The following is a 24434-nucleotide window of genomic DNA, read 5'->3' on the forward strand; positions in this document are numbered from 1 at the left end:
TTGTTGCAAGCCCAAGGGTTGACCTAACTTATTTAAATTTACGGCCTGGAAACTGCGTTAACGACATGACCATCCTAACCCACTCATCCGACGACGCCACACCCGACCTGGAAAGTCGCGCGGGCCCGAACGATCACGATGATCTGCGTCTCTGGCTTCGTTTGCTAACCTGTTGCAATCTTATTGAGGGCGACATTCGCAGCAGGTTACGCACCGATTTTGAAACGACGCTACCCCGCTTCGACCTGATGGCGCAACTGTTGCGTGTCCCGGAAGGCATGAAAATGAGCGAGTTGTCGCGCCACATGATGGTCACCAACGGCAACATCACAGGCATTACCGATCAACTCGAAAAAGAAGGATTGGTTGAACGCATTAAGGTCGCCTCCGACCGTCGCAGCTCCATTATCCGGCTTACCCCAAAAGGCAAGCGCAGCTTCAAACGCATGGCCGATGCCCACGAGCAATGGATCCGGGGCCTGTTCGGGAGCCTTTCAGAACACAGTCGACAGGCGCTGTTCGAAGCACTTGGCGAACTCAAACTGCTGGCCCAGACCCGCCTGCAAAGCAACGAAAAATAAGCTCCAACGTCTCCGGCAACATGCCCAAGCTACGATAAAATGGCGTTTTGCATCTTGGTCACCTACTTTTTGCGAGACCCCATATGGCTGTAAACCTGCATATTCCTGCGCCCGAAACCATTCTTCCTGTTGCGGGAGTTGAAATCGGCATTACCGAAGCCGGCATTCGCAAACAGGGTCGCAAAGACCTCACCGTTTTTCAGCTTGCGCCCGGTAGTTCGGTTGCCGGCGTCTTCACGCAAAACCGCTTTCGTGCCGCGCCGGTACAAGTGTGTGAACAACATTTGGCGGAAAACAGCGACATTCGCGCTTTGGTTATCAACACGGGTAACGCCAACGCAGGAACCGGACCAAGCGGGTTAAAAGCCACCCACGAAACCTGTGAAGCAGTCGCAAAATTGCTCCATATTTCTCCAAACCAAATTCTGCCCTTTTCCACCGGCGTGATTCTGGAGCCTTTACCGGTAGACCGGCTTATCAAGGCGCTGCCCGCCGCTGTGCAGAACCTGACAGCCGACAACTGGTTCAACGCCGCCCACAGCATTATGACCACCGATACGCAGCCTAAAATCGTGTCGAAGAAAATTGAATTGGGCGGTCAACCCGTTACCCTGACCGGCATTAGCAAAGGCGCCGGCATGATACGCCCGAACATGGCAACCATGCTGGGCTACCTGGCTACTGACGCGGGTATTCCGCCCGGCCTGCTGGCCGATATGACGCGGGAGATTGCCAATCGCTCATTCAATCGCATCACGGTTGACGGCGACACTTCCACAAACGACTCCTTCATTATTATGGCAACCGGCCAAAGCGGCCTGCATATCGACTCCACGCACCACCCTTTGTACAGCGAACTTTATCGGGCTTTGGCCGACGCCGCCCTGGATCTGGCCCAGAAAATCGTGCGTGACGCCGAGGGCGCAACCAAATTCATCACTATCCGGGTTGAGCAGGCTGCGAGCCAGGAAGAAGCACTGAAAGTGGCTTATGCCGTTGCCCACTCCCCGTTGGTTAAAACGGCGTTCTACGCCAGCGACCCCAATCTTGGTCGTATTTTGGCAGCCGTGGGTTACGCAGGCGTCAACGATCTGGACGTCGGCAAGGTTAATTTATGGTTGGGCGACGTTCTGGTGGCCAGCCAAGGCGGGCGTAACCCGGATTATGCAGAAGAAGCGGGCCAACGCGTCATGAAAGAGGCTGAGATCCTTGTACGCATTGCACTCGGCCGGGGCAATACCACCGAAACCGTTTACACAAGCGATTTCTCGCATGAATACGTGAGCATCAACGCCGACTACCGGTCGTGATTAAGTGGTTGACTTATAGAACGTTTTCAGTATATTATCTTGAGCTTGGCATTTTGCCAGCAATGTAATTTAAAAGGGTTACCCACATGTACGCGGTCATAAAAACCGGCGGCAAACAGTATCGTGTTGCAGCCGGCCAAAAACTTAAGGTAGAACAGATACCGGCAGACATAGGGCAAGAAATTACGCTAGACCAGGTTTTGTCGGTTGGCGAAGGTGATCAATTGAAAATTGGTACGCCTTTGGTTGACGGCGCCGTGGTTAAGGCAACAGTTCTTGCACAAGGCCGGCACGACAAGGTCAAGATCTTCAAAATGCGTCGTCGCAAGCACTATCAGAAGCGTCAGGGCCATCGTCAAAACTACACCGAGATTCGCATCGAAGCCGTTACGGCTTAATGCTTGAACCAGGTTAACAGGAGCTAAACATGGCACAAAAGAAAGGCGGCGGCTCAACGCGGAACGGTCGCGATTCAGAATCGAAACGACTGGGTGTGAAGGTATATGGTGGCCAAGCCATCAATGCCGGATCCATCATCATTCGTCAGCGCGGCACAAAATTCCACCCCGGCACCAATGTCGGTATGGGCAAAGACCACACGCTGTTCTCGCTGGTCGACGGCAAAGTTAAATTCGCCATCAAAGGCGCATTGAACAAGCGTACCGTCTCGGTTGTTGCTGCAGACTAATCTGCATTGAACCGAACGCAAAGCCCTACCAGACGGTAGGGCTTTTTGTTTTAGAATACCTCTTGAAACCTTTTATGGTCTGTACTTATGAAATTCGTTGACGAAGCCACCATTGAAGTCATTGCCGGCAAAGGCGGCAATGGGTCGGCGAGCTTTCGCCGCGAAAAATTCATTCCGAAAGGCGGGCCTGACGGCGGCGACGGCGGCAGGGGCGGCAGCATTATTGCTATTGCCGACCGCAACATCAACACGCTGGTCGATTATCGCTATGCCCGCCTGCATCGGGCCAGGAACGGCGAAAATGGGCGTGGCTCCGATCAATACGGGGCGGGTGCTGCCGACATCACGCTGCGCGTACCCGTTGGCACCGTCGTTTACGATGCCGACACAGACGAACAATTGTTCGACCTGAACCACCATGGTGAGAAAGCCATGCTGGCTGCCGGCGGTGAAGGGGGCCGAGGCAACATTCATTTCAAATCCAGTACAAACCGCGCGCCCCGCCAGTTCACCTATGGCAAAGAAGGTGAGCAGCGGCGCTTACGTTTTGAACTGAAAGTTTTGGCCGACGTTGGCTTGTTAGGCCTGCCCAATGCGGGTAAATCAACGCTTATCAGTAAGGTTTCAAACGCCAAGCCCAAGATCGCCGACTACCCCTTCACCACACTGCACCCCAACCTGGGGGTTGTGCGCACCTCAGAATCGCGCAGTTTCGTCATCGCCGATATTCCCGGCCTGATCGAAGGTGCCTCCGAAGGTGCCGGTCTGGGGCATTTGTTTTTACGTCATTTGTCCCGCACTCGAGTGCTGTTGCATTTGGTCGACCTATCCTCACCCGACCCCTCAATTGATCCGGTAGAGGCCGCGGTTGAAGGGGCTCGCGCCATTACCGAAGAACTGCGCAAGTACGATGAGGCCCTCTACGAAAAGCCGCGCTGGCTCGTATTGAACAAACTCGACATGGTCGAGGACCCGACCGAAACTCAGAAACGCTTCTGCGAGGCACTCGGGTGGAAAGGTCCGGTTTTCGCTATTTCAGCACTTACCGGCAACGGCACGCAGGAATTAATCTGGGCGCTGCAAGACTGGCTGGATGTCGAAAAGGAAAAGGAAAACGTAGAATCCGATAAGGCGGAAGGTGTTTATCAGGCAGAAGACCCCCGCTTCGATGATTCGCGCGGACCCCTGAACAATGCCGATTAAATCTTACTCATAGTTTATTCACTGCGTCCATGTCGACCCTTACATCCGTTGTCGCCCAAGCCAAGCGCGTTGTTGCAAAAGTCGGTTCCTCTCTGGTTACCAATGAAGGTCAAGGCATCGATCTGCAAGCCGTTGGCGAATGGGCCTCCCAAATCGCCGCACTTCACGCCCAAGGCCGGGAAGTCGTTCTGGTTTCCAGTGGGGCGGTGGCCGAAGGCATGGCACGACTAGGATGGAAAACCCGACCACACACAATGCATGAGCTCCAGGCCGCTGCGGCAGTAGGGCAAATGGGGCTTGTTCAAGCCTATGAAGTTGCGTTCGGACGCCACGCCATTCGCACAGCCCAAATCTTGTTAACGCATGAAGATCTGGCCGATCGGGAACGTTACCTGAACGCACGCACAACCATCTACACCTTGTTGTCGCTGGGCGTCGTTCCGATTGTTAACGAAAACGACACAGTCGTCACAGATGAAATCCGTTTGGGGGATAACGACACACTAGGGGCATTGGTTACCAACCTTATTGAAGCAAATGCCCTGGTCATTCTCACGGATCAACCGGGGCTCTACGATGCCGACCCGCGCAGGAATCCCGAAGCAAAACTGATTACTCAAGCGCAAGCCGGAGACCCGGAACTAGAGGCAATGGCAGGAGGCGCGGGCAGTGGCATTGGCACCGGCGGAATGCTAACCAAAGTATTGGCCGCCCGCCGGGCCGCCAATAGTGGCGCCCACACTGTGATTGCTTCCGGGCGGGAACCCGATGTTTTGATCCGCTTATCGAATGGAGAACGCATTGGCACAGAGCTGCGCGCACAGCTTCCCATTCGATCGGCGCGTCAACGCTGGATAGCCAACCATTTGCGCTTGCGTGGCCGGGTTACACTCGATGAAGGCGCCGTCAAAGCCTTAACAACCGGCCGCAAAAGCCTGCTGCCTATCGGCGTCGTTGCCGTTGAAGGCGAATTTGAACGCGGCGATGTAGTTGCCTGCGTCGACCCAAAAGGGGTGGAATGCGGGCGCGGGTTAATTAATTATTCTGCAGCCGACACCCGCCGCATTATGCGGCAGCCCAGTAACCGAATAGCGGAAATCCTGGGTGTCATGTCGGACGAAGAGCTGATGCACCGGGACAACATGGTTTTTCTGCGCCGCCCTGCGCAGCCCTAACAGCCGCCTAGCTATAGCGTTGCTCCAGAAATGGCCCGTAAAACATATAACCATTGCCGTGAAGTGCGCGAATGGGCAACTCAAGCCCTTTGCGCTTGAATTTCTGACGCAAACGACTCATCATCACGTTCATCCGCTCGCGCCCGCCTTCCTTTGCGTTTTGGGTATCAGGCCATAAATGGTCAATAAGAACGTCGTGCGAGGCACACATGTCGGGCTGTTGAACGATCGTCAGTATAAACCCCCGTTCGCTGGACGTTAACCGAACCCGCTTGCCGTCGGGGCTCACTATTGCCCATGCCTGCTCCGCGAAACACCAACCATAATCGGGCATTGGTCTGGCTTCAGCCTGGGTTGACGACGGCAGTGCCAAACCCGCTGCGCGCATTCGGCTAAATAGCAAAGTGGAGAGAAAATAGGGTGACACCGTGCCACTGAAATACGCATCGACCCCCGATTGCAGCGCATGCATAAGTGTTTGCTCTTTGTAATCGGGTGTACGCGCAACAAGGCACACCCCCGGGGCGACCGCCCTTAAATAATGCGCCACCGCGCAATTTTGAGCGAAGTCTGCGTTCAGTAAAACCAAGGCACGCACATCTTGCATTTTCGACGCGGCAATCGACACCATAGCTTCTTGATACACCGAATCCATATCGGCGCAATGAGCGAACGCCAGACCATAATTTTCCAAATGGTAGCGCACTGCCTGCACCAGAGACTGTGACCTATCACTCTCATTATCACTCAACAATGGATCAAACCAGATCAACTTCAACTGCTTAGCCCGCACCACTTCCCCTGCTTCTAGATTATTGAACGTCCAAGTTAATAATTTTTATAACGCTGAACAATATGATTATCACATATGTGATGTTATTTATTACCAACGTGTTTGAATAACACTATTCAATCACGTTTGTGAATACGCTAGCAGAACGCCTCCGGTATGCGCGAAACCTAAGAAAGCTAACTCAAAAAGAGCTGGCAAAACGCGCGAACGTGTCACAAGGGGCAATCTCAAATTTCGAGAACCAACTGCGATACCATCCAAGAGACATTCTTCAATTGGCCTTAGCCTTGAATGTGAACCCCATTTGGCTGCTAAACGGCACACTGCCAATGGAAATTGAGATCAAAATACCGGTGGATTCAGGGACGAAGAAAATTGGTGAACCCACGTTGCACTACACATGGCCGTTCCAACAAATTCTTCCTGTGGATTATTTTTCGCTACCCGCCGAAAAGCGAGACTTGGTCGAAGCCATTGCGTTAACAATGCTAAATCAAAAGGCATCCGGGAAATAAAAACCGGATGCCTTTTATAACACCGGGCCGACAGGGCAGCCTGGGTGAAAACGTAAATGAATTGCTTAGCTTGAATGTGCTCGCGTACGCGACACAACCTGATTGATATCACGCACTGCACCCCGGTCGGCCGACGTGGCTAATGCAGCATAAGCTTGCAAAGCCTGTGAAACCACTCTTTGCCGATTGACCGGCTTCCAGGCCTTGTCACCACGGGATTCCATTTCAGCCCTGCGGGCCGCAAGCTCTTCCACCGAAATGGCCAGGTGAATACGGCGCTTGGGAATATCAATTTCAATTGTGTCGCCGTCTTGCACCAAGGCAATATTGCCGCCCTCTGCCGCTTCAGGCGACGCGTGCCCAATAACCAACCCCGAGGAACCACCTGAGAAACGCCCGTCGGTAAGCAGCGCAGACGAAGCACCCAGGCCTTTGGATTTCAGGTAAGACGTGGGGTACAACATTTCCTGCATACCGGGTCCGCCGCGCGGCCCTTCGTAACGAATAATCACGACTTCACCGGCTTTCACCTGCCCACCCAAAATGCCGTCAACTGCGTCATCCTGACTTTCATAAACACGGGCTGTGCCGGTAAATACCAGAATGCTTTCATCTACGCCGGCGGTCTTCACAATACAACCATTGGGTGCCAAATTCCCATACAAAACAGCCAAACCGCCGTCTTGCGAATACGCATGCGCCTTGTCGCGAATACAGCCGCCTTCGCGATCAAGATCCAGCTCGTCGTAGTATCGATCTTGGCTGAATGCGGTTTGCGTGGGAATGCCGCCCGGTGAAGCACGAAAGAAGTCACCCACCTCGTTACGCGCAGAAGCAGACGTCACATCGAACTGCGCAATGGCGTGGCGTAACGTGCCACTATGCACGTTGTTTACATCCAGGTTCAGCAGGTCGGCACGTGCCAGCTCGGCCAAAATACCCAAAATCCCGCCGGCACGATGTACGTCTTCAATATGATATTTCTCGGTTGCCGGTGCCACTTTGCACAAACACGGCACATGGCGTGAAATGCGATCAATATCAGACATGGTGAAATCAACGCCGGCTTCCTGGGCGGCTGCCAGCAGGTGCAATACGGTATTGGTTGAGCCGCCCATTGCCACATCAAGGGTCATGGCGTTCTCAAAAGCCTCGAACGTCGCAATATTGCGCGGCAACACAGAGTCGTCATCCTGCTCGTAATAGCGTTTGCACAACTCAACAACGAGTTTTCCCGCATTTTCAAACAACGATCGACGGCGAGCATGGGTGGCCACAATAGTGCCGTTACCCGGTAGAGACAAGCCTAGCGCTTCGGTAAGACAATTCATGGAGTTGGCGGTAAACATACCGGAGCATGAGCCACATGTCGGGCAAGCGCTGCGCTCGATCTCACCCAGGTCTTCGTCGGACACGCTGTCGTCGGCCGCTTTCACCATCGCATCGACCAAATCGAGCTTCATGAGAATTTTCTTGCTGCTTGTGTCAATAACCTTGCCGGCCTCCATGGGGCCGCCCGACACAAAAACCACGGGGATGTTCAAACGCATGGCAGCCATGAGCATGCCTGGGGTGATTTTGTCGCAATTTGAAATGCACACCATGGCATCGGCACAATGCGCGTTCACCATGTACTCAACCGAATCGGCAATCAGTTCGCGCGATGGCAGCGAATAGAGCATGCCACCGTGGCCCATCGCAATACCGTCGTCGACGGCGATGGTGTTGAACTCTTTGGCCACCCCGCCCGCAGCCTCAATTTGACGCGCAACAAGCTGGCCCATGTCTTTCAAATGCACATGACCAGGTACAAACTGGGTGAAAGAGTTCACTACCGCAATAATGGGCTTTTCGAAGTCACCATCTTTCATGCCGGTGGCACGCCAAAGCGCACGGGCACCGGCCATGTTACGACCATGAGTAGAAGTTTTGGAACGATATTGCGGCATGATTAGTCTCTGGAAATATATGATGAATCAACGCCTTAATGATACCAAGTCTTCTGTTGCCCCGTTGACAAACCCCATGTCCTGGAAACCAAATACAGGTCTGGCAAAAAAAAGCCCTTGAGGGTTATCATGAATGACGAAAAAATTAAGGTAACCTCAACATGTCCAACGAATCAGTCACCGTTCAACTCAAGCAAAAGAAAGATTTCCAATTCGAAATCAATTTCGGCAACAGCCTGCCCACTATTTTGGGCGACGAGCCGCCCCCAATCGGCGAAGGGAAAGGCCCCTCACCGGCGCAGTTTCTTGCCGCAGCTGTCGGCAATTGCCTGAGCGACTCCCTGTTTTTTGCCATTAAAAAATACAACGGGAACCCCGAGCCCATTGAGTGCGACGTAACGGCCACCATTGGGCGCAACGAACAAGGGCGCTTGCGTATCACCCATATGCATGCCGCCATTCAACTTGGTGCGGCGGCCGAAGACTTAAGCCATCTTGAACGTGTACTCACCCAGTTTGAAGCGTTCTGCACCGTCACGCAAAGCGTTGGGCAAGGCATCCCGATTGATATCAGCATTACAGACGCCAACGGCAAGAAGCTTAAATAACTGGAACTTACGCCACCGCTTTTGAGAACACATTAATGACAATGACGCCGGCCACAATCAACCCCATGCCCAGAATGGCCGGCCAATCCAGCGTCTGGCGAAAGTACCACCACCCCACCAAAGAAATCAGCACAATGCCAATGCCCGACCAGATCGCATAAGCAATGCCCGTAGGAATCGTTTTCAGCGTCAGGGATAAAAAATAAAAAGCAATGCCGTAGCCCAGCACAGTTAACACGCTGGGCCATAACCGCGTAAATTGGTCTGATGCTTTCAGCGCACTTGTCCCAACCACTTCCGCCACAATAGCGACCCCCAGATACACATAGCCCCAGCCACCCATGCCTTACCCCTGTTACAAAAATGGTCAATTGAACCATTGATTATGATAAAAGTCTTATCAGTGTAGCGACTACCGACAGTCTGTCGACGCGCCGACAGACTATTTGTTCTTCCAGTACAGGCCTTGTTTATGCCCCCAACCGCCTCTTTCAATGAGGAACGTCGACTTGAGGTCTTGCGAGACTACGACATTCTCGATACACACGTCGAACAGGCCTATACCGACTTAATCAATTGCGCCGCCTATATTTGCAACGCACCAATCGCTGTCATTAACTTCATCGACGCCGATCGGCAGTGGTTCAAAGCGGAGCGTGGCCTGGGCATTCGGGAAACGCCATTGGATATTTCAATCTGCCGGCATGCCTTATTTGAAGAAGACATCATGATTATTGAAGACACGCGCACCGATGCCCGCACGCGCGTGAATCCGCTGGTCAGCGGCAACAATAAAGCATTGCGTTTTTACGCCGGTGCGCTCATCAAATCAAATAACGGCTTCCCTTTGGGCACCCTATGCGTACTCGACTATCAACCGCGCACTTTAACGGAGGAACAGATTGAGTTATTGAAAGCTTTGCGACGGCAAACAATGTTATTGCTGGAGTACCGACGCATACACCAGGCACAAAACAAGCTTCTAAACGAATTGAATCACGCGCGCGGCGAAATGCAACGCCTGGCCCATGAAGACCCTTTAACGGGGCTGCTGAACCGGCGGGCTTTTGAGGCGAAGCTCGCGCTAGTATCGCCGTTAAAACGCAATCAGGCGCGTGGCATGCTTTTAATGCTGATTGATCTCGATAACTTCAAGCAAATCAACGATACCTATGGCCATCAGGTTGGCGATATCGTTCTTAACCACGCTGCAGGCATCATGAAGCAAGTGTTAAGAACTGAAGACGCCCTGTGCCGCTGGGGAGGAGACGAATTCATTGCGTTGCTGGAAGCCGGCTCGGGCGAACAGGCCATCAAAATTGGGCATCGTTTGCGTAACGCTTTAAGCAAAAGCCCATTACCCCATGCCGACCAAACCTTACGAGTCAGCGCCAGCGTCGGCCTTGCCTGGTTTCACCCTCAACGCTCCCTGGACGACAACATCGCCCAAGCCGACAAAGCGCTGTACCATGCAAAACGCGACGGGATCGGCGTGACGCTTTTTAGCGCTTAATGACAACAAACGGGCGACCATTTTCCGCACGGAAAGCCGCCGGCGTCACCCCAAAGACCCGTTTAAATGTACTGGTAAGGTGGCTTTGGCTGGAAAATCCGGACATAGCCGCAATCTGGCCAACCACTTGATCAGACGCCAACAATAAATGTTTCGCACGTTCAATTCGACGCTGCAAGACATACTGATGCAACGTCTGTCCAACCTGCTTTTTAAAAGACCGGGCAAAAAAATGAGGGCTATAGTCGGCAACGCGCGCCAAAGTAACAATGCTTAAATCGTCGTCGAGCGCGGTTTCAATGTAATCCAGCACACGACGCACGCCGGCTGACGAAATGCCGCCCTTCGCGGCACGATCCATACGCTGTGGGACCACCCCGCTTCCCAGTGCATATAACGCTTGGACTGCAATCGTATGGGCCAATGTGTCGATATACAGACGGTTATCGAAATTGAATGGCATTCGCAAACTTGCCAATACCGCCAAAGAAAGCTGTTCCAGCAAAGGCTCGCCTTCCCCCAGAATCGGACGAATTTCCACCCGACGAGCATCGCCTTCAAATACGTCATTTACAACCTGATCTATCAGGGCACGTCGTAAGTAAAGCAACATCACCTGCGGTGTGCCGTTAACCTGCCACCCCGATTCGACCCCTGAGGGAATCGAGCCAAAACTGCGTGGCCGCAAGTCGGCCGCATGCGTTTGGCCCGTACCTAAAATTCGTCGCTTAATATGAGCGGAACCCGAGACACAATACGCCAGACACAAATGATCGACCGGCCGCACGGTGGCGGACCACGACTGTTCCGTTGCCAACGACGCATAGAGGTTGCGCCATCCGCGACCCTCGCTTGAAACAAGCAAATGGTTACCTGGCATGAAAGCAATCCTGTGTGTTTGCGAGACCGGGAACTCCCCCTTGCCCGCCCACATATCTCTTGCCTCTGCTTGCACTTGCATTCCCCTTGCACAGTAAATTAGGGTTAATTCCGAGCCGGAATCTGATAAAGACTAACAGGAACTTGATAGCAAACCGAACACTGACAATCTACATTCATTGAATCACTAACTCGATTCACTCCGCTATCATGATTCATACCGATGTCCTTATCGTGGGTGGCAGCCTGGTTGGCCTATCCGCCGCTGCCATGCTCGCGCATCACGGCGTAAAGTGTCTTGCTGTCGAGCGCCATCAAGGCACCGCTATTCATCCGCGCGCCGGTCATTTCCATTTGCGTACGCTGGAAGCCTTTCGCGCCATTGGCCTGGAAGACGCCGTTCGTCGTGCATCGGAAGAGCAGTTCGACCCCGACGGCGGAATTAGCGCGGTTGAATCGCTGGCCGGAAACGAAATAGCGCAATACATTGCAAACCTGAACGCCGGCGTTGAGCAGTACAGCCCCAGCCGGCGCCTTTTCATGACGCAACAAAGCCTGGAACCCCTGCTGCGCGAACACGCCCAAGAGCTTGGCGCCCAACTCAGCTATAGCACCGAGCTTGTGAACTTCTCGCAAGACGATGAAGGGATCACTGCAACCGTACGCGACCTGCAGTCAGGGAAAGCAGACACCATTCGCGCAAAATATATGATTGCCGCCGATGGAAACCGTAGTCCGATTCGCAATAAGCTGGGTATTGAAATGGTCGGGCACGGCGAGCTCTCTCACAGCGTCACAATTTATTTCAAGGCCGATTGCGCCCGTTGGCTGGAAGGCCGCAATCTGGGGGTCATCTACGTCAAAAATGACAAACTGCGTGGGTTCTTTCGCATGGTGCGTAGTGGCGAAGCCGGCTTTTTGGTGGTGAATACAGTGGGCGACGTTAACCGGCCTCAGGCTCACAACATTGCCGACGCGATCACCCCTGAGCTGGCCGAAGAACTGGTGCGCGAGGGCATCGGCGACGCCAATGTGAAAATTGTCATCGAAGATATTGCGCGTTGGCGCGCCGTTGCCGACGTCGCCGCCACATTTTCAAACCGGCGCGTATTTCTTGCCGGTGATGCGGCCCATACCATGCCACCTACAGGGGGGTTCGGCGGCAACACCGGCGTGCAAGACATGCACAACCTGTGCTGGAAACTGGCACTGGTGTTGAAGGGTGTCGCCGCGCCTGCACTCCTCGACACCTACGACGCGGAACGCCGCCCGGTGGCGGCCTTAACCGTGGAACAAGCCTACACCCGTTATGTGCTCAGGATCCACCCTGAACGCGACCGTGCAGGCATGCAACCGTTTGTTGACGACCTCAACATGGAAATCGGTTATTTGTACCGGTCCTCGGCAATAGCGCCGATTAGGAACGACCATGCCCTTGTTTATGAGGACCCGCGCACTGCAGCAGGCAGGCCGGGAAGCCGAGCCCCCCATCTCTTGCTCGAGCAGAACGGCAACACGGTTTCGGTACTTGACCTGGCATCAAAGCATCATGTCCTGCTGGTTGGCCCCGACGGCGCCAACTGGGCCAATGCAACACGACACGCCGCAAGTGCCATGCATATTCCCCTCGACACACACATCCTGAACCCGCAAAGCGTATCCCCTGAAACGATCGAACAGTTTACGCATCGGTACCAAGTATCCCAAAGCGGAGCCGTCCTGATCCGACCCGACGGGTTTATTGCGTGGAAGGCAACATCGAATCAAAACGCGCAAGAGGATTTCATGAAAGATGTGTTGATCTGCGTCATGGGGAAAGGTTGATTCAGGGTTCAGATTCCGCGCAACATAGCCTAAACTGAGCATAAATTTCCCACACCCCCCGTTTACAAAAAACGATGCCTGAAATTTATGCTGAATTCGCCCTCATACTGATTATTGCCGCGATTGCCGGCGCCCTTGGGCTTAAGCTTAAGCAACCGTTAATCATCACGTACATTGTTGTCGGTATTCTTGTAGGGCCTGCGGCATTCGGCTTTGTTTCCGCGCACTCCCAAATTGAACTGCTGGCCCAAATTGGTATTACGGTACTGCTTTTTCTGGTCGGCTTGAAGCTCGATTTGAAGCAAGTCCGGCAACTTGGGCCGGTTGCTTTGGCAACCGGTCTGGGCCAATTGACTTTCACCATTATCATTGGCTTCGCACTGATCCTGCTACTGGGTAAGCCTGCCGTAGAAGCCCTTTACGTGGCGGTCGCTCTAACCTTCTCCAGCACGATTATTATCATCAAGCTTCTTTCAGACAAGCGTGAACTTGACTCACTGCACGGCCGTATCGCCGTGGGCTTCCTTATTGTTCAAGACCTTGCCGTTGTGATTGCCATGATGGTCATGAGTGCGCTTGGCATGGAACACAACACCACCAGTGACGCAATGCTGGTGGGCTTGTTGATGTTGAAAATACTCACAGCAGCGGTCTGCATGTATGCACTCATAAAATGGGTACTGCCACAAGTCATCGGCGCCATGGCGCGTTCGCAAGAACTTTTACTTGTTTTTGCCATGGCACTGGGCACTGGCCTGGCCGCTGTGGGTGAATGGGCGGGCTTTAGCAAAGAGGCTGGGGCGTTCCTGGCCGGATTTGCACTGGCATCCTCGGGCTATCGCGACGCTATTAACGCCCGGCTTTCAGGTATTAAAGACTTTCTGCTGCTATTCTTTTTTATTCACCTTGGGTCGCAGCTGGACTTCACAATTTTAGGCGACGAACTGTTTTCGTCGGCCATTTTGTCTGCCTTCGTTCTAATCGGCAACCCTCTTATTGTGCTGGCGATCATGGGCTACATGGGTTATCGAAAACGTACCGGCTTCATGGCCGGCTTAACCGTTGCCCAAATCAGCGAGTTCTCTATTATTTTTATCGCCATGGGAATTTCCATGGGCCATGTGGGTCAAAGCGCGCTCGGGCTCACCACCTTGGTTGGCCTGATTACGATTGCTTTATCGACCTACATGATTCTGTATTCCCAGAAACTTTACAGCGTACTCTCCCCTTTACTTTCACCGTTCGAGCGCCACAACCCATATCGTGAACTGGCGGTGGAGCAAGACAGCGACAACGAAATACGGCCCGACGTTATTGTGTTCGGCCTGGGTCGATACGGCACGCGTTTGGCGCATGGCTTAAAACATGCCGGCCTGAAAGTCGTAGGTGTCGATTTCGACCCGCAAACTGCACAAGCAAACCGGCGCCACGGCATTCCCGTGCACTACGGCGACGGGGCCGACGAAGAGTTTATTGAAACACTGCCCTTGCATCCTGAAACCTGGGTCATCAGCACTTTGCCGGACCTGGAAGCAAACATGAATCTGCTACGCATTTTGCGCAAGCATTACCCCCAGGAGCAAGTTGCAATTGTGGCCCGCGACGAGCACTATCGTCATTTGCTAGAACAGCTCGGCGCGACCAAAGTATTCTTCCCCATTAACGATGCGGTTGATTACACCATTGAATCCATGACCCAACTCATTCATGCAAAGGCTTGTGCCCCGCAAACTCAATGAATTTTATCGAACCGCGCACATTAGCCTTCATCATCAGCGTGCTCACGGCACTGAGCGCACTCATCCTTCTGGCAATGCGCCAAAGCTTTTCCGCAACCGTTCGGGGTGTCAACAGTTGGACAATCGGTATCTGGATATTCCTGATTTGTAGCTTGCTCTTCAATTTCCGAGGACAACTGCATCCGTTGCTCAGTGTTGTGCTGGCCAACCTGCTTTTAATCATCAGCCTGCTGCTCATGATAAGCGGATTACTGCATTATCACGGCCGTCGGCTAAGACACCATGGACTCATCGGCATCGCCACAGTCGCCTTTACCGCCGTTATAGTCTGGTTCACACTCGTTCAGCCCAATTTTCAATTTCGCCTTGTTTTTGTTGCCGGCATCCTGGCGTTCATTTTGGCCGGACTCGGCTACCTGGCCTTGCACGGCCGTCCCGTTACAACAGGTCGTTTTGTAACGGGTGCGGCATTTCTGTTGGGCGCCGTCACGTGCTTTTTGCGTGCCCTGAGTGTGACTTTAAATTTTGATCGACCCAATACCTTTTTTGATTTAAGCAGCCTTCAGGTGCTCTACCTGGGCGCCTTCAGCGTGACATTTTTTATCGGCACACTGGGGTTCATTCTGATGATTAACGAACGCCTCAGAGAAATACTGCAATACAACGCAGAGCACGATGAATTGTCGGCAGCCCTGACACGACGCGCCTTCTTCGAAAAAACTAAAGCAGAACTATCAAACAGCCGAAAATCCGGAAAACCAGTGTCCGTCCTCATTCTGGATCTTGATAACTTCAAACAAATCAATGACGCTTACGGCCACCATTTCGGCGATCAAGTCATTGTGGATTTTTGCGATACGGTACGCTCTGTGTTGCGCCCTAACGATGTATTAGGGCGATACGGCGGCGAAGAATTTGTCGTTTTGTTGCCCGAAACCGATAGCCTGCTTATTCGCGCCGACAAAGCGCTGTACCGTGCAAAAGGCCAAGGCCGTGACCGCATTGAAGTGGCGCAAAGCAACTGAACGTGATTAATTCTCTGTCATCAACAAGGTTTTGTTATGCCCTTTAAGAACGCACGCAGTCATTCATCAACTAAAGAAAGCACCGACCATTCATTTGCGCTGAAAATCGCAATTGCACTTTTCGTCGGTGTATTTGGCCAGGCTGCTTTCGCAACACCTGCCGGGGCACCGCAACCCGCTCTGCGAGTTACCGAAATTTCACAAACAACCCACCCATTCGAAACCTTATATTGTGCCCGTCAACCAGCGCAATACCGGTTTCTGGGCGACGCCCTTGAGTTAGTCGTAAACAATGAAAGCCGCATTTTGATGCCCGCCATGGCGGCGTCGGGCGCCCGTTATGTTGCCCCGGGCGACCCTACAACAGAGTTCTGGGGCAAAGGTGCATTGGCCAACGTTACCTGGTCAGACCAAGCACTCCCTGTTTGCGCTCCGGCCGGCACCCTTATTCCGCCCTATAAAGCCTCTGGAAACGAGCCATTCTGGAGCCTGGCCTTTGATGGCTGGGACGCCACCCTGACACAACCCGGCAAAGCGCCGCTTACGCAAAACGCCCAAATCAGCGACACCCGAACAAAGGGCCAAACCCTTGTAGCGGGCAGTGGCGCCAATATGCTAAAGCTAACGGTGGAAGAAGCTTTATGCGTTGACACGATGAGCGGCATGTCCTACCCGCAACACGCCGAACTGCAATACCAATCAAACACATGGCAAGGTTGTGGCGGTGATCCGAACCGATTACTTCAAGGGGTAACCTGGCGGGTTGCGCAGTTAAACGGCCACGAAATAAACGCGCAGACAAGGCCGGAAATCCATTTCATGCCCAATAACCGCATAGCCGGCAGCACCGGGTGCAACCGCTTCTTCGGCGAGTACGCACTCACCGGCGAAGGCATGCAAATAAAAGGCCTGGGCAGCACGCGCATGGCATGCAGCGAAAAGCTGATGACTCAGGAACACACCTTTCTTGGGCAGCTGAAAGACGTAAACGGGATATCTTTCGATACCGTCGATACCTTGATATTGAATACGCCCGAAGGTGAAATTCGGGCGACAGCGAATTAATTCAAGGATTGACGTTTATAACGACGGCAAAAATGGTCGGGGCGAGAGGATTCGAACCTCCGACTCCTGCGTCCCGAACGCAGTACTCTACCAGGCTGAGCTACGCCCCGACAAAAGAAAATCGCGCCCGTTCAGCGGTCGCGATCAACAGCAAACGAGCAGAATTTTAGCAAAGATTCCTGCGCCGCAGAAGCAGGAAACAAACCAAGCTGCTCACGCGCCAGCTCGGCTTCTTCCACGGCCGTTTCACGTGTGTACTGCAAGGCATCGGTTTCCTGAATAGCATGCGCCACGGCCGTGAAATCGCCGTCGCCGGTGCGAATGGCTTCCTGAATAAACGCCCGCTGCTGCGCCGACCCCACCTCCATGGCACGAATCAAGGGCAACGTGGGCTTGCCTTCACGTAAATCGTCGCCCACATTTTTACCCAATGCGGCGGCGTCACCTTCGTAATCAAGCGCATCGTCAATTAACTGGAAGGCCGTGCCGATATGCCTGCCATAAGCCGCCGCAGCCGCTTCCTGTTCGGGTGAGGCATGCGCCACAATGGCACCCACCTGTGCTGCGGCTTCAAACAACTTCGCTGTTTTATAACGCACCACCTGCAAGTAACGCTCGAGCGACACGTCGGGGTCATGCACATTCAACAACTGCAGCACTTCGCCCTCGGCAATAATGGTGGTGGCTTTGGAAAAAACCTGCATCACCCGCATGGAGTCGGCCTCCACCATCATTTCAAAAGAGCGCGAATACAGGTAATCACCCACCAGTACGCTGGCCGCATTACCGAATACCGCATTGGCGGTGCTACGGCCGCGCCGCAAGTCGGATTCGTCGACAACATCGTCGTGCAGCAAAGTGGATGTATGAATGAACTCAACCACAGCAGCCAGCAAATGATGCATGGCCCCTTCGTATCCCAGCGCCCGCGCCACCATCAGGAGCATGGCCGGCCGCATACGCTTGCCGCCGGCCTGAATAATGTAATCACCAACGGTACGAATCAGTACGACATCGGAGTTCAGGCGTTCCCGAATAACCGCATCGACGGCTTTCATGTCTTCGTTAATGGGGCTGAGCAACTCGGAGATATTCAAGGCAAACTCAAAATATTTGGATAAAACGGCGGAAAAGCCAAGTCCCTGATTATACGGTGTCATGCGACCCGTTCGCATGACAGGTCCAAAATTGGCGATAATGGGGGTTTGTCGAGATACTGATCAAGAAGCACACTATGCCGGAAAACACTGCAAACAATGTCGACCTGGCTTCGCTCATGCAGCGGGCCAACCGTGTTCTTGCGCAACTGGAGGCCTGGCTGCCACCGGCGCCCCCCGAGGTCGATTGGTCGGCCCATGCCTATCGCTGGCGCAAACGCGGCAGCCGCGGCTGGCTTGATGCCGTGCATAATATCTCGAAAATAAAAACCAACGATCTCCAGCATATTGAGCGTCAGAAAGGCGTTATCGACCGCAACACCCGCTTCTTTTTAGCCGGTAAACCCGCGAACAATGTGCTCATGACCGGCGCACGAGGCACTGGAAAAAGCTCTTTGGTCAAAGCCATGCTTGCCCTTTATGCCGACCAGGGACTCAGACTTATTGAGGTCGATAAATCCGACCTGTCCGACCTGAGCGACATTGTGGAACAGGTTCGTAAACGTCCGGAAAAATTCATAATTTTCTGCGACGATCTTTCTTTTGAAGAGGGCGAAGCCGGCTACAAGGCGCTGAAATCGGTGCTTGATGGCTCAATTAACGATTCAGGCGACAACGTTTTAATTTACGCCACCTCAAACCGGCGCCACCTGATGCCTGAATACATGAGCGAAAACCTGGAAGCCAAGCACCAGCCGGATGGGGAAATTCATCCCGGCGAAACCGTTGAAGAGAAAATTTCCTTATCTGAGCGCTTCGGTATCTGGCTGTCGTTTTATCCATTCAAGCAAGATGATTACCTGGACATCGTGCATCATTGGTTGCACGAGCTCGGCTGCCCGGCGTCCGACATCGAGGCATGCCGCCTGGAGGCCCTGCAGTGGGCACTGGAAAGGGGGTCGCGCTCGGGCCGTGTGGCCCATCAATTCGCCAAAGATTGGGCAGCCCGTCATGTCTAAACCTTTTATTGATGTCGCCGCCGGCCTGATTTTGAAACCCGATGGCGCCTTATTGCTGGGCCAACGGCCCGCCGACAAACCGTGGCCGGGCTGGTGGGAACTCCCGGGCGGGAAAATCGAGGCCGGGGAAACCGTTCTGCAGGCCCTGGCGCGAGAGTTAAAGGAAGAACTGGACATTGAAGTAACCCACGCAACACCGTGGGTGACGTATGTCCATGAGTACCCAAAAAACATCGTGCGCCTGGCGTTTTGCAAGGTAACCGGTTGGAATGGAAACCCTACCGGCCTGGAAGGGCAAAACCTGGCCTGGGTCGATCCGCAGGCACCCATAGCGGTTGGGCCGTTATTGCCGGCCACCGAACCCCCACTGCGTTGGCTGAAACTGCCTTCCCAGTACCTCGTCACAAGCATTCAACATCCTGAAAACCTTGAGCCTTATTTGGCAAAACTCAAAAAAGCTATTAATCGCGGCGTCCGCCTGGTTCAGTTTCGTGAACCCGAATGGGCGGCATCCGGGCACGCCGGCTCCCTGCATCAGGCTTTTGAGCACGTCCTGGCTGTTTGCCGGGCAACAGGGGCACAATGCTTGTTAAACAGTGTTCACCCTCAGGCATGGTGGGCACAAGCCGACGGTGTTCATCTTCGGGCGCAAGACATGCTAAGTTTCAAACGGGATGTATTTCCCGAACAATATTTATGCGGAGTTTCCGTTCATAATCAGGCCGAACTGGAACAGGCAAAGCAGCTTGATGCCGACTTTGTTGTCTTGGGCCATGTATGCCCCACTCCCTCTCACCCCCTGGAAAGCGCCATGGGCTGGGCAGAATTTGCGGAACTGGCCGGCCAAGCTGGGCGCCCGGTTTTTGCCATTGGCGGGCAGTCTGCCCAAACCATGGCAATAGCGCAAGAACACGGAGCGCATGGCATTGCCGCTATTCGCGGACTTCTGCCGGAATAGGCTGTTGCCATCCTCCACCCAGCGCGGCAATCAACTGCACCGCAGCAATAAGACGGTCTGCGCTTAAAGATAATGAAGCGCGCTCAGCCGCCAGGGCGGTCGTTTCAACCTGCACGACACTCAGGTAATCAATCAGGCCTGCGTCGTACTGGTTCAGCGTTAAGCGCAATGACGCTCTTGCCGCATCCAGCGCCCGCTGCTGGCTCTGCTGTTCGCGCGCCAAACTATTCAGATCAACCAGATAGTCCTCAACTTCCCGTAATGCAGTCAACACCGTCTGCCTGTACACAGCAACCAGGGCCTCGTAACCCGCACGCGCTTGTTCTATTCGGGCTTCGCGCGCTCCGCCATCAAAAATTGTCATCGCCAACGCAGGGCCGAGCGACCAGAAACTAAAAGGCGCACTCAACCACTGCGCCCATTGGCCCGCTCTATAACCACCCTCGGCCGTTAAGGTTAAGTTGGGGAACCAGGCCGACTGCGCCACGCCAATCTGCGCATTGGCCGCAGCCACTTGCCGCTCAGCCGACGCAATATCAGGTCGACGCTGCAAGAGCTCGGACGGCAAGCCCGCAGGAATGCTCGGAACGGCAACCGATACCGGCTCGGACGGCAACGAAAATTGTGAAGGTGGCTTGCCAAGTAAAACCGCCATTGCATTTTCCAGCTGCGCCCGCTGACGCCGCAGGGCTTGTTGCTGGGTTAATGCGTTATTCAATTGCACACGCGCCGATTCAACATCAAGTTGGGCTGCGACCCCAGCATTCAGCCGGTTCTCGGTTGTTTGCAGGGAACGACGATAAGCCTCAACCGTTTGCTCGTATAACCGCAACTCGGCATCGAACGAACGTAAACGGAAATAGGTTTGGGCCAAAGTGGACTGCACGCTTAACCGGGTACCCGCCAACTCTGCCTCACTGGCCTGCAATTGCGCAGACTCCGCCTCCACCGTACGTCGAATGCGCCCCCATAAGTCCGGCTCCCAACTTACCGTACCCGCCACACGATACTGTTGCGACACCCCCTCCGCACCGGAACCCGATCGGGTAAAGCCTGCATTGGCATTCACCGAAGGAAAAAACTGGGCTTCACTTTCACGCAATAAGGCCTGCGCTTGTCGATACTGCGCTTCGAACTGGGCAATCGTTTGATTATTGACCAGTACCTCATCCATCAACCCGTTCAGTACGGGGTCATCGAAAAGCGTCCACCAATCGGCGCGGAGCGCCGCAGCATTGGGCTGTGCGCGCACCCAACCTTGCTGATTTTCATACTGTTGACCCAGTTCAATGCCGGGTTCCGTGTAATCAGGGCCTACGGTGCATCCCGCCATTGTCAGCGACAATAAGGTCGCCAAAAACCATTTAACTCTTTCCATCGTTATTCCTGTATTGCAGGTGCATGCTTGGCCTGTCTTGCCCTGAACCAAAGCCGTAATCGATCCAGATACAAATAAACCACCGGTGTCGTATAAAGCGTTAAAACCTGGCTCAACACAAGACCGCCGACAATGGTAATACCCAGTGGTTGGCGCAGCTCCACGCCGGCCCCGGTGGCCAAAACCAGCGGCAAAGCGCCGAAAATAGCAGACAAGGTGGTCATCATAATGGGGCGAAAACGGATCAGGCATGCTTCATAAATGGCTTGTCGCGGCGTCAGTCCACGCTGACGTTCTGCATGTAAAGCAAAGTCCACCATCATGATGGCGTTCTTTTTCACGATACCAATCAATAAAAACACACCGATCAGCGCAATCAACGAAAACTCATAGTCCAGCAACATCAGTGCCAGCAAGGCCCCTATGCCCGCAGACGGCAGCGTCGACAAAATCGTCAGCGGATGAATATAGCTTTCGTAAAGCATGCCCAGCACTATGTACATGGTCAGTAGCGCCGCCAAAATAAGCCACGGTTGCTGATCCAATGATTCCTGCAACGCTTGCGCCGAACCTTGAAACACGCCCTGAAGTTCATTGGTGGGAAGCCCCGTCCGGGCCAACGCCTCTTCAATGGCCTGCGTCGCCTCGCCCAGCGACACCCCCGGCGCCAAGCTGAACGAAACCGACTCTTCGGCCAACAAACCCTGGTGGCGCACGCGTAACGGCGCGGTGCCGACCTCGAACCGCGTAAACGACGCCAGCGGCACGCGATTGCCGTCTTGCGTGACGACCTGAACCAGCTTTAATGATTCCGCATCCTGGGCATACTCGGGCAACACCGACATCACCACCCGATACTGGTTCAAAGGGCCATAAATAACGGATACCTGTCGCTGGCTAAACGAATTGTTTAAGGTCGAAGCAATCAGCGCCATATCCACCCCCAGCCTTGTAGCAACTTCGCGGTCAATAATCAATTCAACGCGCCGACCTTTGTCTTCAATGTCACTTTCGACATCAACCAACTCAGGTAAACCCGCCATGGCCTGCTGCACGCGTGGCAACCATGTTTTCAAAAGATCCAGGTCAGAGGCCAATAAAGAGTACTCAAATGACGCCAGCCCCTGACGCCCTCCGACATGAACGTCTTGTTGCGGCACCAGAAAAAGGCGGGCGCCTGGTTCGTTGTTGAATCTGCTACGCAAACGGTTGACTACGTCTGTGGCACTCACATCACGCTCATCAAATGGCTTTAGCTGTATCAACAAAAAACTAGAGTGGCTGCCCCCTCGTCCACCCGCAAAGCCAGTCACTGTGTCTACGGCCGGATCTTTTAACAACGCATTCCGGAATTTCTCGAGCTTGGGCAACATGGCCTGAAACGACGTACCCTGATCGACGCGGAAGAACCCCAACAACTGCCCGGTATCTTGCTGAGGGAAAAAACCTTTCGGCACGACCGAATACAAATAGACATTCAATCCTATTGTGCCCAACAGAATCAACAACGTGATCCGGCTATGGACCAAAGCCCAGTCGAGCGAACGTTGATAACCGCGCAAACACCAACGACCAACCGACAACAGGGCACGCTCCGCCCATGACTCACGCCGCCGTGCGCTGCGTTCACTTGCATGCGTCCTGTCTTGCGCACGCAGCCAGCGCGCACACATCATGGGCGTCAGAATCAATGACAAAACCAGGGAAACGAGAATGGCGGCGGAAAGCGTCAGCGCGAACTCGCGAAACAACCGACCCGGAATCCCTCCCATTAACAAAATTGGAATAAATACCGCCACCAACGACACACTCATGGCAACCACGGTAAACCCCACTTCACGCACACCACGAACGGCGGCGCGCACCGGGTTATAGCCTTTTTCGATATAGCGCATGATGTTTTCAAGCACCACGATGGCATCGTCAACCACAAAGCCGGCAGCCACGATCATGGCCATCAACGACATGGTATTCAACGTAAACCCCATCCACAACATCAGGCTAAACGTAGTGATAAGCGAGGCGGGTACAACAATACTGGGGATCACCGCCGCCCGTACCTGACGCAAGAATACGAGTACCACCAGCACCACTAAAACGACTGCAACAAACAACGTGAATTGCGCTTCGGCAAGAGACTCACGAATACTGGGCGTTCGATCAACCGCAACCGACAAATTCACCTGTGCCGGAACAAGACTTTGAAACGCAGGCATCTGGGCATGAATGGCGTCAACGGTTTCAATAATGTTGGCGGCGGGTTGGCGACGAATCACCAGCAACACGGCCTGCCGATCATTAAAAAAACCGGTATTGAATGCATCTTCAACGCCATCCTCTACCTTGGCCACGTCGTCTAACCGAATCGGCGCACCATCGCGCCAGGCCACAATAAGCGGCCGGTATTGTTCGGCGCGGGTCATCTGGCTGCCGGAATTGATTTGCCAATGGTACTGATGATTCTCAATCACCCCCACAGGCCCCAAGGTGTTGGCCTGACTCAGCGCCTGGCGAACCTCGTCCAGCGCCACCCCGGCTGCAACCAGTGCCTGCGGATTCAAACTCACCCGCACAGCCGGCAGCGCGCTGCCACCCACACTTACCTCGCCCACACCTGACACCTGCGCCAACTTCTGCGCAAGCACGGTCGACGCCAGATCATACAGTTCTCCCTGGGTGACGGTATCAGACGTCAACGCCAGCACCATAATGGGCGAAGAAGCCGGGTTCACTTTGTTATAGGTTGGGTTATCGCGCAAGCTTGACGGCAAAGAACCACGAGCTGCATTAATCGCCGCCTGAACATCGCGCGCCGCGCTGTTAATGTCACGGTTCAGGTCGAACACCAAAGAGATGCGGGTCGACCCTTCAGAGCTGCTTGAACTCATTTCCGTGACCCCGGCAATGGAGCCAAGCGACTGCTCGAGCGGCATCGCCACGCTCGAGGCCATCGTTTCCGGGCTGGCGCCGGCCATATTGGCTGTCACCGTAATCATGGGGAAGTCGACCTGCGGCAGCGGCGCAACCGGTAACATGCGCGCCGCCAGCAAACCGGCCAGCACCATCGCCAGGCACAACAAAGTGGTGGCTACCGGACGCATGACAAACACGGTCA

The 24434-nt window shown here is 54.0% G+C and carries 22 protein-coding genes, 1 tRNA gene and 1 pseudogene; 16 read left to right on the forward strand and 8 right to left on the reverse strand.

All coding sequences use genetic code 11. The features are described from left to right. Positions 1 to 65 precede the first annotated feature (65 nt). From CJO09_RS04520 to proB, 6 genes are all read left to right on the forward strand, one after another. Positions 66 to 581 carry a MarR family winged helix-turn-helix transcriptional regulator gene (locus tag CJO09_RS04520; RefSeq protein ID WP_114421374.1) on the forward strand — a complete coding sequence of 172 codons (516 nt, stop codon included), beginning with the start codon at positions 66 to 68 and terminating at the stop codon, positions 579 to 581. An 83-nt stretch (positions 582 to 664) separates the two neighbouring features. Continuing rightward, positions 665 to 1891, forward strand: a complete 1227-nt coding sequence (gene argJ / locus CJO09_RS04525) for a bifunctional glutamate N-acetyltransferase/amino-acid acetyltransferase ArgJ (protein ID WP_119441242.1) — start codon at positions 665 to 667, stop codon at positions 1889 to 1891. Positions 1892 to 1977: 86 nt separating this feature from the next. Next, positions 1978 to 2289 carry a 50S ribosomal protein L21 gene (rplU, locus tag CJO09_RS04530; protein WP_114421278.1) on the forward strand — a complete coding sequence of 104 codons (312 nt, stop codon included), beginning with the start codon at positions 1978 to 1980 and terminating at the stop codon, positions 2287 to 2289. A gap of 29 nt (positions 2290 to 2318) precedes the next feature. After that, positions 2319 to 2579, forward strand: a complete 261-nt coding sequence (gene rpmA / locus CJO09_RS04535; protein ID WP_114421279.1) for a 50S ribosomal protein L27 — start codon at positions 2319 to 2321, stop codon at positions 2577 to 2579. An 87-nt stretch (positions 2580 to 2666) separates the two neighbouring features. Further along, positions 2667 to 3782, forward strand: coding sequence for a GTPase ObgE (obgE, locus tag CJO09_RS04540; protein ID WP_119441243.1), 1116 nt, complete (start codon positions 2667 to 2669; stop codon positions 3780 to 3782). Between the two features lie 29 nt (positions 3783 to 3811). Further along, positions 3812 to 4957: a glutamate 5-kinase gene (proB, locus tag CJO09_RS04545; RefSeq protein WP_119441244.1), complete on the forward strand. Its 1146-nt coding sequence runs from the start codon at positions 3812 to 3814 to the stop codon at positions 4955 to 4957. A 7-nt stretch (positions 4958 to 4964) separates the two neighbouring features. Here the strand turns inward: proB and CJO09_RS04550 are convergent, their stop codons facing one another. After that, the gene (locus CJO09_RS04550) at positions 4965 to 5750 is read right to left on the reverse strand and encodes a helix-turn-helix domain-containing protein (protein WP_119441245.1); all 786 of its coding nucleotides are present in this window, start codon (positions 5748 to 5750) and stop codon (positions 4965 to 4967) included. A gap of 128 nt (positions 5751 to 5878) precedes the next feature. On the opposite strand from CJO09_RS04550, the pseudogene CJO09_RS15920 reads away from it, so the two are divergent. Together CJO09_RS15920 and CJO09_RS15735 are read left to right on the forward strand one after the other, a co-directional pair. Further along, positions 5879 to 6061: pseudogene (locus tag CJO09_RS15920) on the forward strand (helix-turn-helix domain-containing protein); the annotation flags it as partial. 18 nt (positions 6062 to 6079) lie between these two features. After that, positions 6080 to 6265, forward strand: coding sequence for a hypothetical protein (locus CJO09_RS15735; protein ID WP_245961216.1), 186 nt, complete (start codon positions 6080 to 6082; stop codon positions 6263 to 6265). 65 nt (positions 6266 to 6330) lie between these two features. Here the strand turns inward: CJO09_RS15735 and ilvD are convergent, their stop codons facing one another. Further along, complete coding sequence (gene ilvD, locus CJO09_RS04560) at positions 6331 to 8214, reverse strand: dihydroxy-acid dehydratase (RefSeq protein ID WP_114421284.1); 1884 nt, start codon at positions 8212 to 8214, stop codon at positions 6331 to 6333. A gap of 161 nt (positions 8215 to 8375) precedes the next feature. On the opposite strand from ilvD, the gene CJO09_RS04565 reads away from it, so the two are divergent. Beyond that, the gene (locus tag CJO09_RS04565; RefSeq protein WP_119441247.1) at positions 8376 to 8822 is read left to right on the forward strand and encodes an OsmC family protein; all 447 of its coding nucleotides are present in this window, start codon (positions 8376 to 8378) and stop codon (positions 8820 to 8822) included. Between the two features lie 7 nt (positions 8823 to 8829). Here CJO09_RS04565 and CJO09_RS04570 read toward each other — a convergent pair whose 3' ends face one another. Continuing rightward, on the reverse strand, positions 8830 to 9165 hold the full coding sequence (locus CJO09_RS04570) for an SMR family transporter (RefSeq protein WP_114421286.1): 336 nt from the start codon (positions 9163 to 9165) through the stop codon (positions 8830 to 8832). Between the two features lie 129 nt (positions 9166 to 9294). Here CJO09_RS04570 and CJO09_RS04575 point away from each other — a divergent pair, with 129 nt between their 5' ends. Further along, positions 9295 to 10335, forward strand: a complete 1041-nt coding sequence (locus CJO09_RS04575) for a sensor domain-containing diguanylate cyclase (protein ID WP_119441248.1) — start codon at positions 9295 to 9297, stop codon at positions 10333 to 10335. On the opposite strand, the gene CJO09_RS04580 is transcribed toward CJO09_RS04575, so the two are convergent. Next, the gene (locus CJO09_RS04580) at positions 10325 to 11215 is read right to left on the reverse strand and encodes a helix-turn-helix domain-containing protein (RefSeq protein ID WP_158582709.1); all 891 of its coding nucleotides are present in this window, start codon (positions 11213 to 11215) and stop codon (positions 10325 to 10327) included. The genes CJO09_RS04575 and CJO09_RS04580 overlap by 11 nt on opposite strands. 209 nt (positions 11216 to 11424) lie before the next feature. Here CJO09_RS04580 and CJO09_RS04585 point away from each other — a divergent pair, with 209 nt between their 5' ends. The 4 genes from CJO09_RS04585 to CJO09_RS04600 all read left to right on the forward strand — a co-directional run bounded on the left by CJO09_RS04585 (position 11425) and on the right by CJO09_RS04600 (position 16867). Continuing rightward, positions 11425 to 13038, forward strand: coding sequence for an FAD-dependent monooxygenase (locus CJO09_RS04585; RefSeq protein ID WP_119441250.1), 1614 nt, complete (start codon positions 11425 to 11427; stop codon positions 13036 to 13038). A 74-nt stretch (positions 13039 to 13112) separates the two neighbouring features. Beyond that, positions 13113 to 14777: a cation:proton antiporter gene (locus CJO09_RS04590; RefSeq protein WP_119441251.1), complete on the forward strand. Its 1665-nt coding sequence runs from the start codon at positions 13113 to 13115 to the stop codon at positions 14775 to 14777. Continuing rightward, entirely contained in the window at positions 14774 to 15802 is a 1029-nt protein-coding gene (locus CJO09_RS04595) for a GGDEF domain-containing protein (RefSeq protein ID WP_119441252.1), read from the forward strand. Before CJO09_RS04590 ends, CJO09_RS04595 begins: the two co-directional genes overlap by 4 nt. A 36-nt stretch (positions 15803 to 15838) precedes the next feature. Further along, positions 15839 to 16867 (forward strand): META domain-containing protein, encoded by a 1029-nt coding sequence (locus CJO09_RS04600; protein WP_119441253.1) that lies wholly within the window; start codon positions 15839 to 15841, stop codon positions 16865 to 16867. Between the two features lie 33 nt (positions 16868 to 16900). On the opposite strand, the gene CJO09_RS04605 is transcribed toward CJO09_RS04600, so the two are convergent. Then, positions 16901 to 16977: transfer RNA gene (locus CJO09_RS04605), tRNA-Pro, on the reverse strand. Positions 16978 to 16998: 21 nt separating this feature from the next. Beyond that, positions 16999 to 17964, reverse strand: coding sequence for a polyprenyl synthetase family protein (locus CJO09_RS04610; RefSeq protein ID WP_119441383.1), 966 nt, complete (start codon positions 17962 to 17964; stop codon positions 16999 to 17001). A 137-nt stretch (positions 17965 to 18101) separates the two neighbouring features. On the opposite strand from CJO09_RS04610, the gene CJO09_RS04615 reads away from it, so the two are divergent. Both CJO09_RS04615 and CJO09_RS04620 read left to right on the forward strand, forming a co-directional pair. Continuing rightward, positions 18102 to 18983: an ATP-binding protein gene (locus CJO09_RS04615; RefSeq protein WP_119441254.1), complete on the forward strand. Its 882-nt coding sequence runs from the start codon at positions 18102 to 18104 to the stop codon at positions 18981 to 18983. Beyond that, positions 18976 to 19941 carry a Nudix family hydrolase gene (locus tag CJO09_RS04620; protein ID WP_119441255.1) on the forward strand — a complete coding sequence of 322 codons (966 nt, stop codon included), beginning with the start codon at positions 18976 to 18978 and terminating at the stop codon, positions 19939 to 19941. Before CJO09_RS04615 ends, CJO09_RS04620 begins: the two co-directional genes overlap by 8 nt. On the opposite strand, the gene CJO09_RS04625 is transcribed toward CJO09_RS04620, so the two are convergent. Both CJO09_RS04625 and CJO09_RS04630 read right to left on the reverse strand, forming a co-directional pair. Then, positions 19916 to 21319: an efflux transporter outer membrane subunit gene (locus CJO09_RS04625; RefSeq protein ID WP_119441256.1), complete on the reverse strand. Its 1404-nt coding sequence runs from the start codon at positions 21317 to 21319 to the stop codon at positions 19916 to 19918. The genes CJO09_RS04620 and CJO09_RS04625 overlap by 26 nt on opposite strands. 2 nt (positions 21320 to 21321) lie before the next feature. Further along, a complete protein-coding gene (locus tag CJO09_RS04630) occupies positions 21322 to 24420 on the reverse strand; it encodes an efflux RND transporter permease subunit (protein ID WP_281270740.1) in 3099 nt (1032 codons plus the stop codon). Positions 24421 to 24434: the final 14 nt, after the last annotated feature.

The organism is Neopusillimonas maritima (genome assembly GCF_003576595.1).
GTDB classification, from domain to species: Bacteria; Pseudomonadota; Gammaproteobacteria; order Burkholderiales; family Burkholderiaceae_B; genus Neopusillimonas; species Neopusillimonas maritima.

Excerpts from the sequence above, each read along its gene's own strand:
- ilvD (WP_114421284.1), bottom strand. The coding sequence starts at position 8,214 with ATGCCGCAATATCGTTCCAAAACTTCTACTCATGGTCGTAACATGGCC.
- obgE (WP_119441243.1), top strand. The coding sequence starts at position 2,667 with ATGAAATTCGTTGACGAAGCCACCATTGAAGTCATTGCCGGCAAAGGC.
- CJO09_RS04590 (WP_119441251.1), top strand. The coding sequence starts at position 13,113 with ATGCCTGAAATTTATGCTGAATTCGCCCTCATACTGATTATTGCCGCG.
- CJO09_RS04600 (WP_119441253.1), top strand. The coding sequence starts at position 15,839 with ATGCCCTTTAAGAACGCACGCAGTCATTCATCAACTAAAGAAAGCACC.
- CJO09_RS04580 (WP_158582709.1), bottom strand. The coding sequence starts at position 11,215 with ATGCCAGGTAACCATTTGCTTGTTTCAAGCGAGGGTCGCGGATGGCGC.
- CJO09_RS04625 (WP_119441256.1), bottom strand. The coding sequence starts at position 21,319 with ATGGAAAGAGTTAAATGGTTTTTGGCGACCTTATTGTCGCTGACAATG.
- CJO09_RS04615 (WP_119441254.1), top strand. The coding sequence starts at position 18,102 with ATGCCGGAAAACACTGCAAACAATGTCGACCTGGCTTCGCTCATGCAG.
- CJO09_RS04575 (WP_119441248.1), top strand. The coding sequence starts at position 9,295 with ATGCCCCCAACCGCCTCTTTCAATGAGGAACGTCGACTTGAGGTCTTG.
- CJO09_RS04570 (WP_114421286.1), bottom strand. The coding sequence starts at position 9,165 with ATGGGTGGCTGGGGCTATGTGTATCTGGGGGTCGCTATTGTGGCGGAA.
- CJO09_RS04565 (WP_119441247.1), top strand. The coding sequence starts at position 8,376 with ATGTCCAACGAATCAGTCACCGTTCAACTCAAGCAAAAGAAAGATTTC.
- CJO09_RS04585 (WP_119441250.1), top strand. The coding sequence starts at position 11,425 with ATGATTCATACCGATGTCCTTATCGTGGGTGGCAGCCTGGTTGGCCTA.
- CJO09_RS04520 (WP_114421374.1), top strand. The coding sequence starts at position 66 with ATGACCATCCTAACCCACTCATCCGACGACGCCACACCCGACCTGGAA.
- CJO09_RS04595 (WP_119441252.1), top strand. The coding sequence starts at position 14,774 with ATGAATTTTATCGAACCGCGCACATTAGCCTTCATCATCAGCGTGCTC.
- CJO09_RS04620 (WP_119441255.1), top strand. The coding sequence starts at position 18,976 with ATGTCTAAACCTTTTATTGATGTCGCCGCCGGCCTGATTTTGAAACCC.
- rplU (WP_114421278.1), top strand. The coding sequence starts at position 1,978 with ATGTACGCGGTCATAAAAACCGGCGGCAAACAGTATCGTGTTGCAGCC.
- proB (WP_119441244.1), top strand. The coding sequence starts at position 3,812 with ATGTCGACCCTTACATCCGTTGTCGCCCAAGCCAAGCGCGTTGTTGCA.
- CJO09_RS15735 (WP_245961216.1), top strand. The coding sequence starts at position 6,080 with ATGGAAATTGAGATCAAAATACCGGTGGATTCAGGGACGAAGAAAATT.
- rpmA (WP_114421279.1), top strand. The coding sequence starts at position 2,319 with ATGGCACAAAAGAAAGGCGGCGGCTCAACGCGGAACGGTCGCGATTCA.
- CJO09_RS04630 (WP_281270740.1), bottom strand. The coding sequence starts at position 24,420 with ATGCGTCCGGTAGCCACCACTTTGTTGTGCCTGGCGATGGTGCTGGCC.
- argJ (WP_119441242.1), top strand. The coding sequence starts at position 665 with ATGGCTGTAAACCTGCATATTCCTGCGCCCGAAACCATTCTTCCTGTT.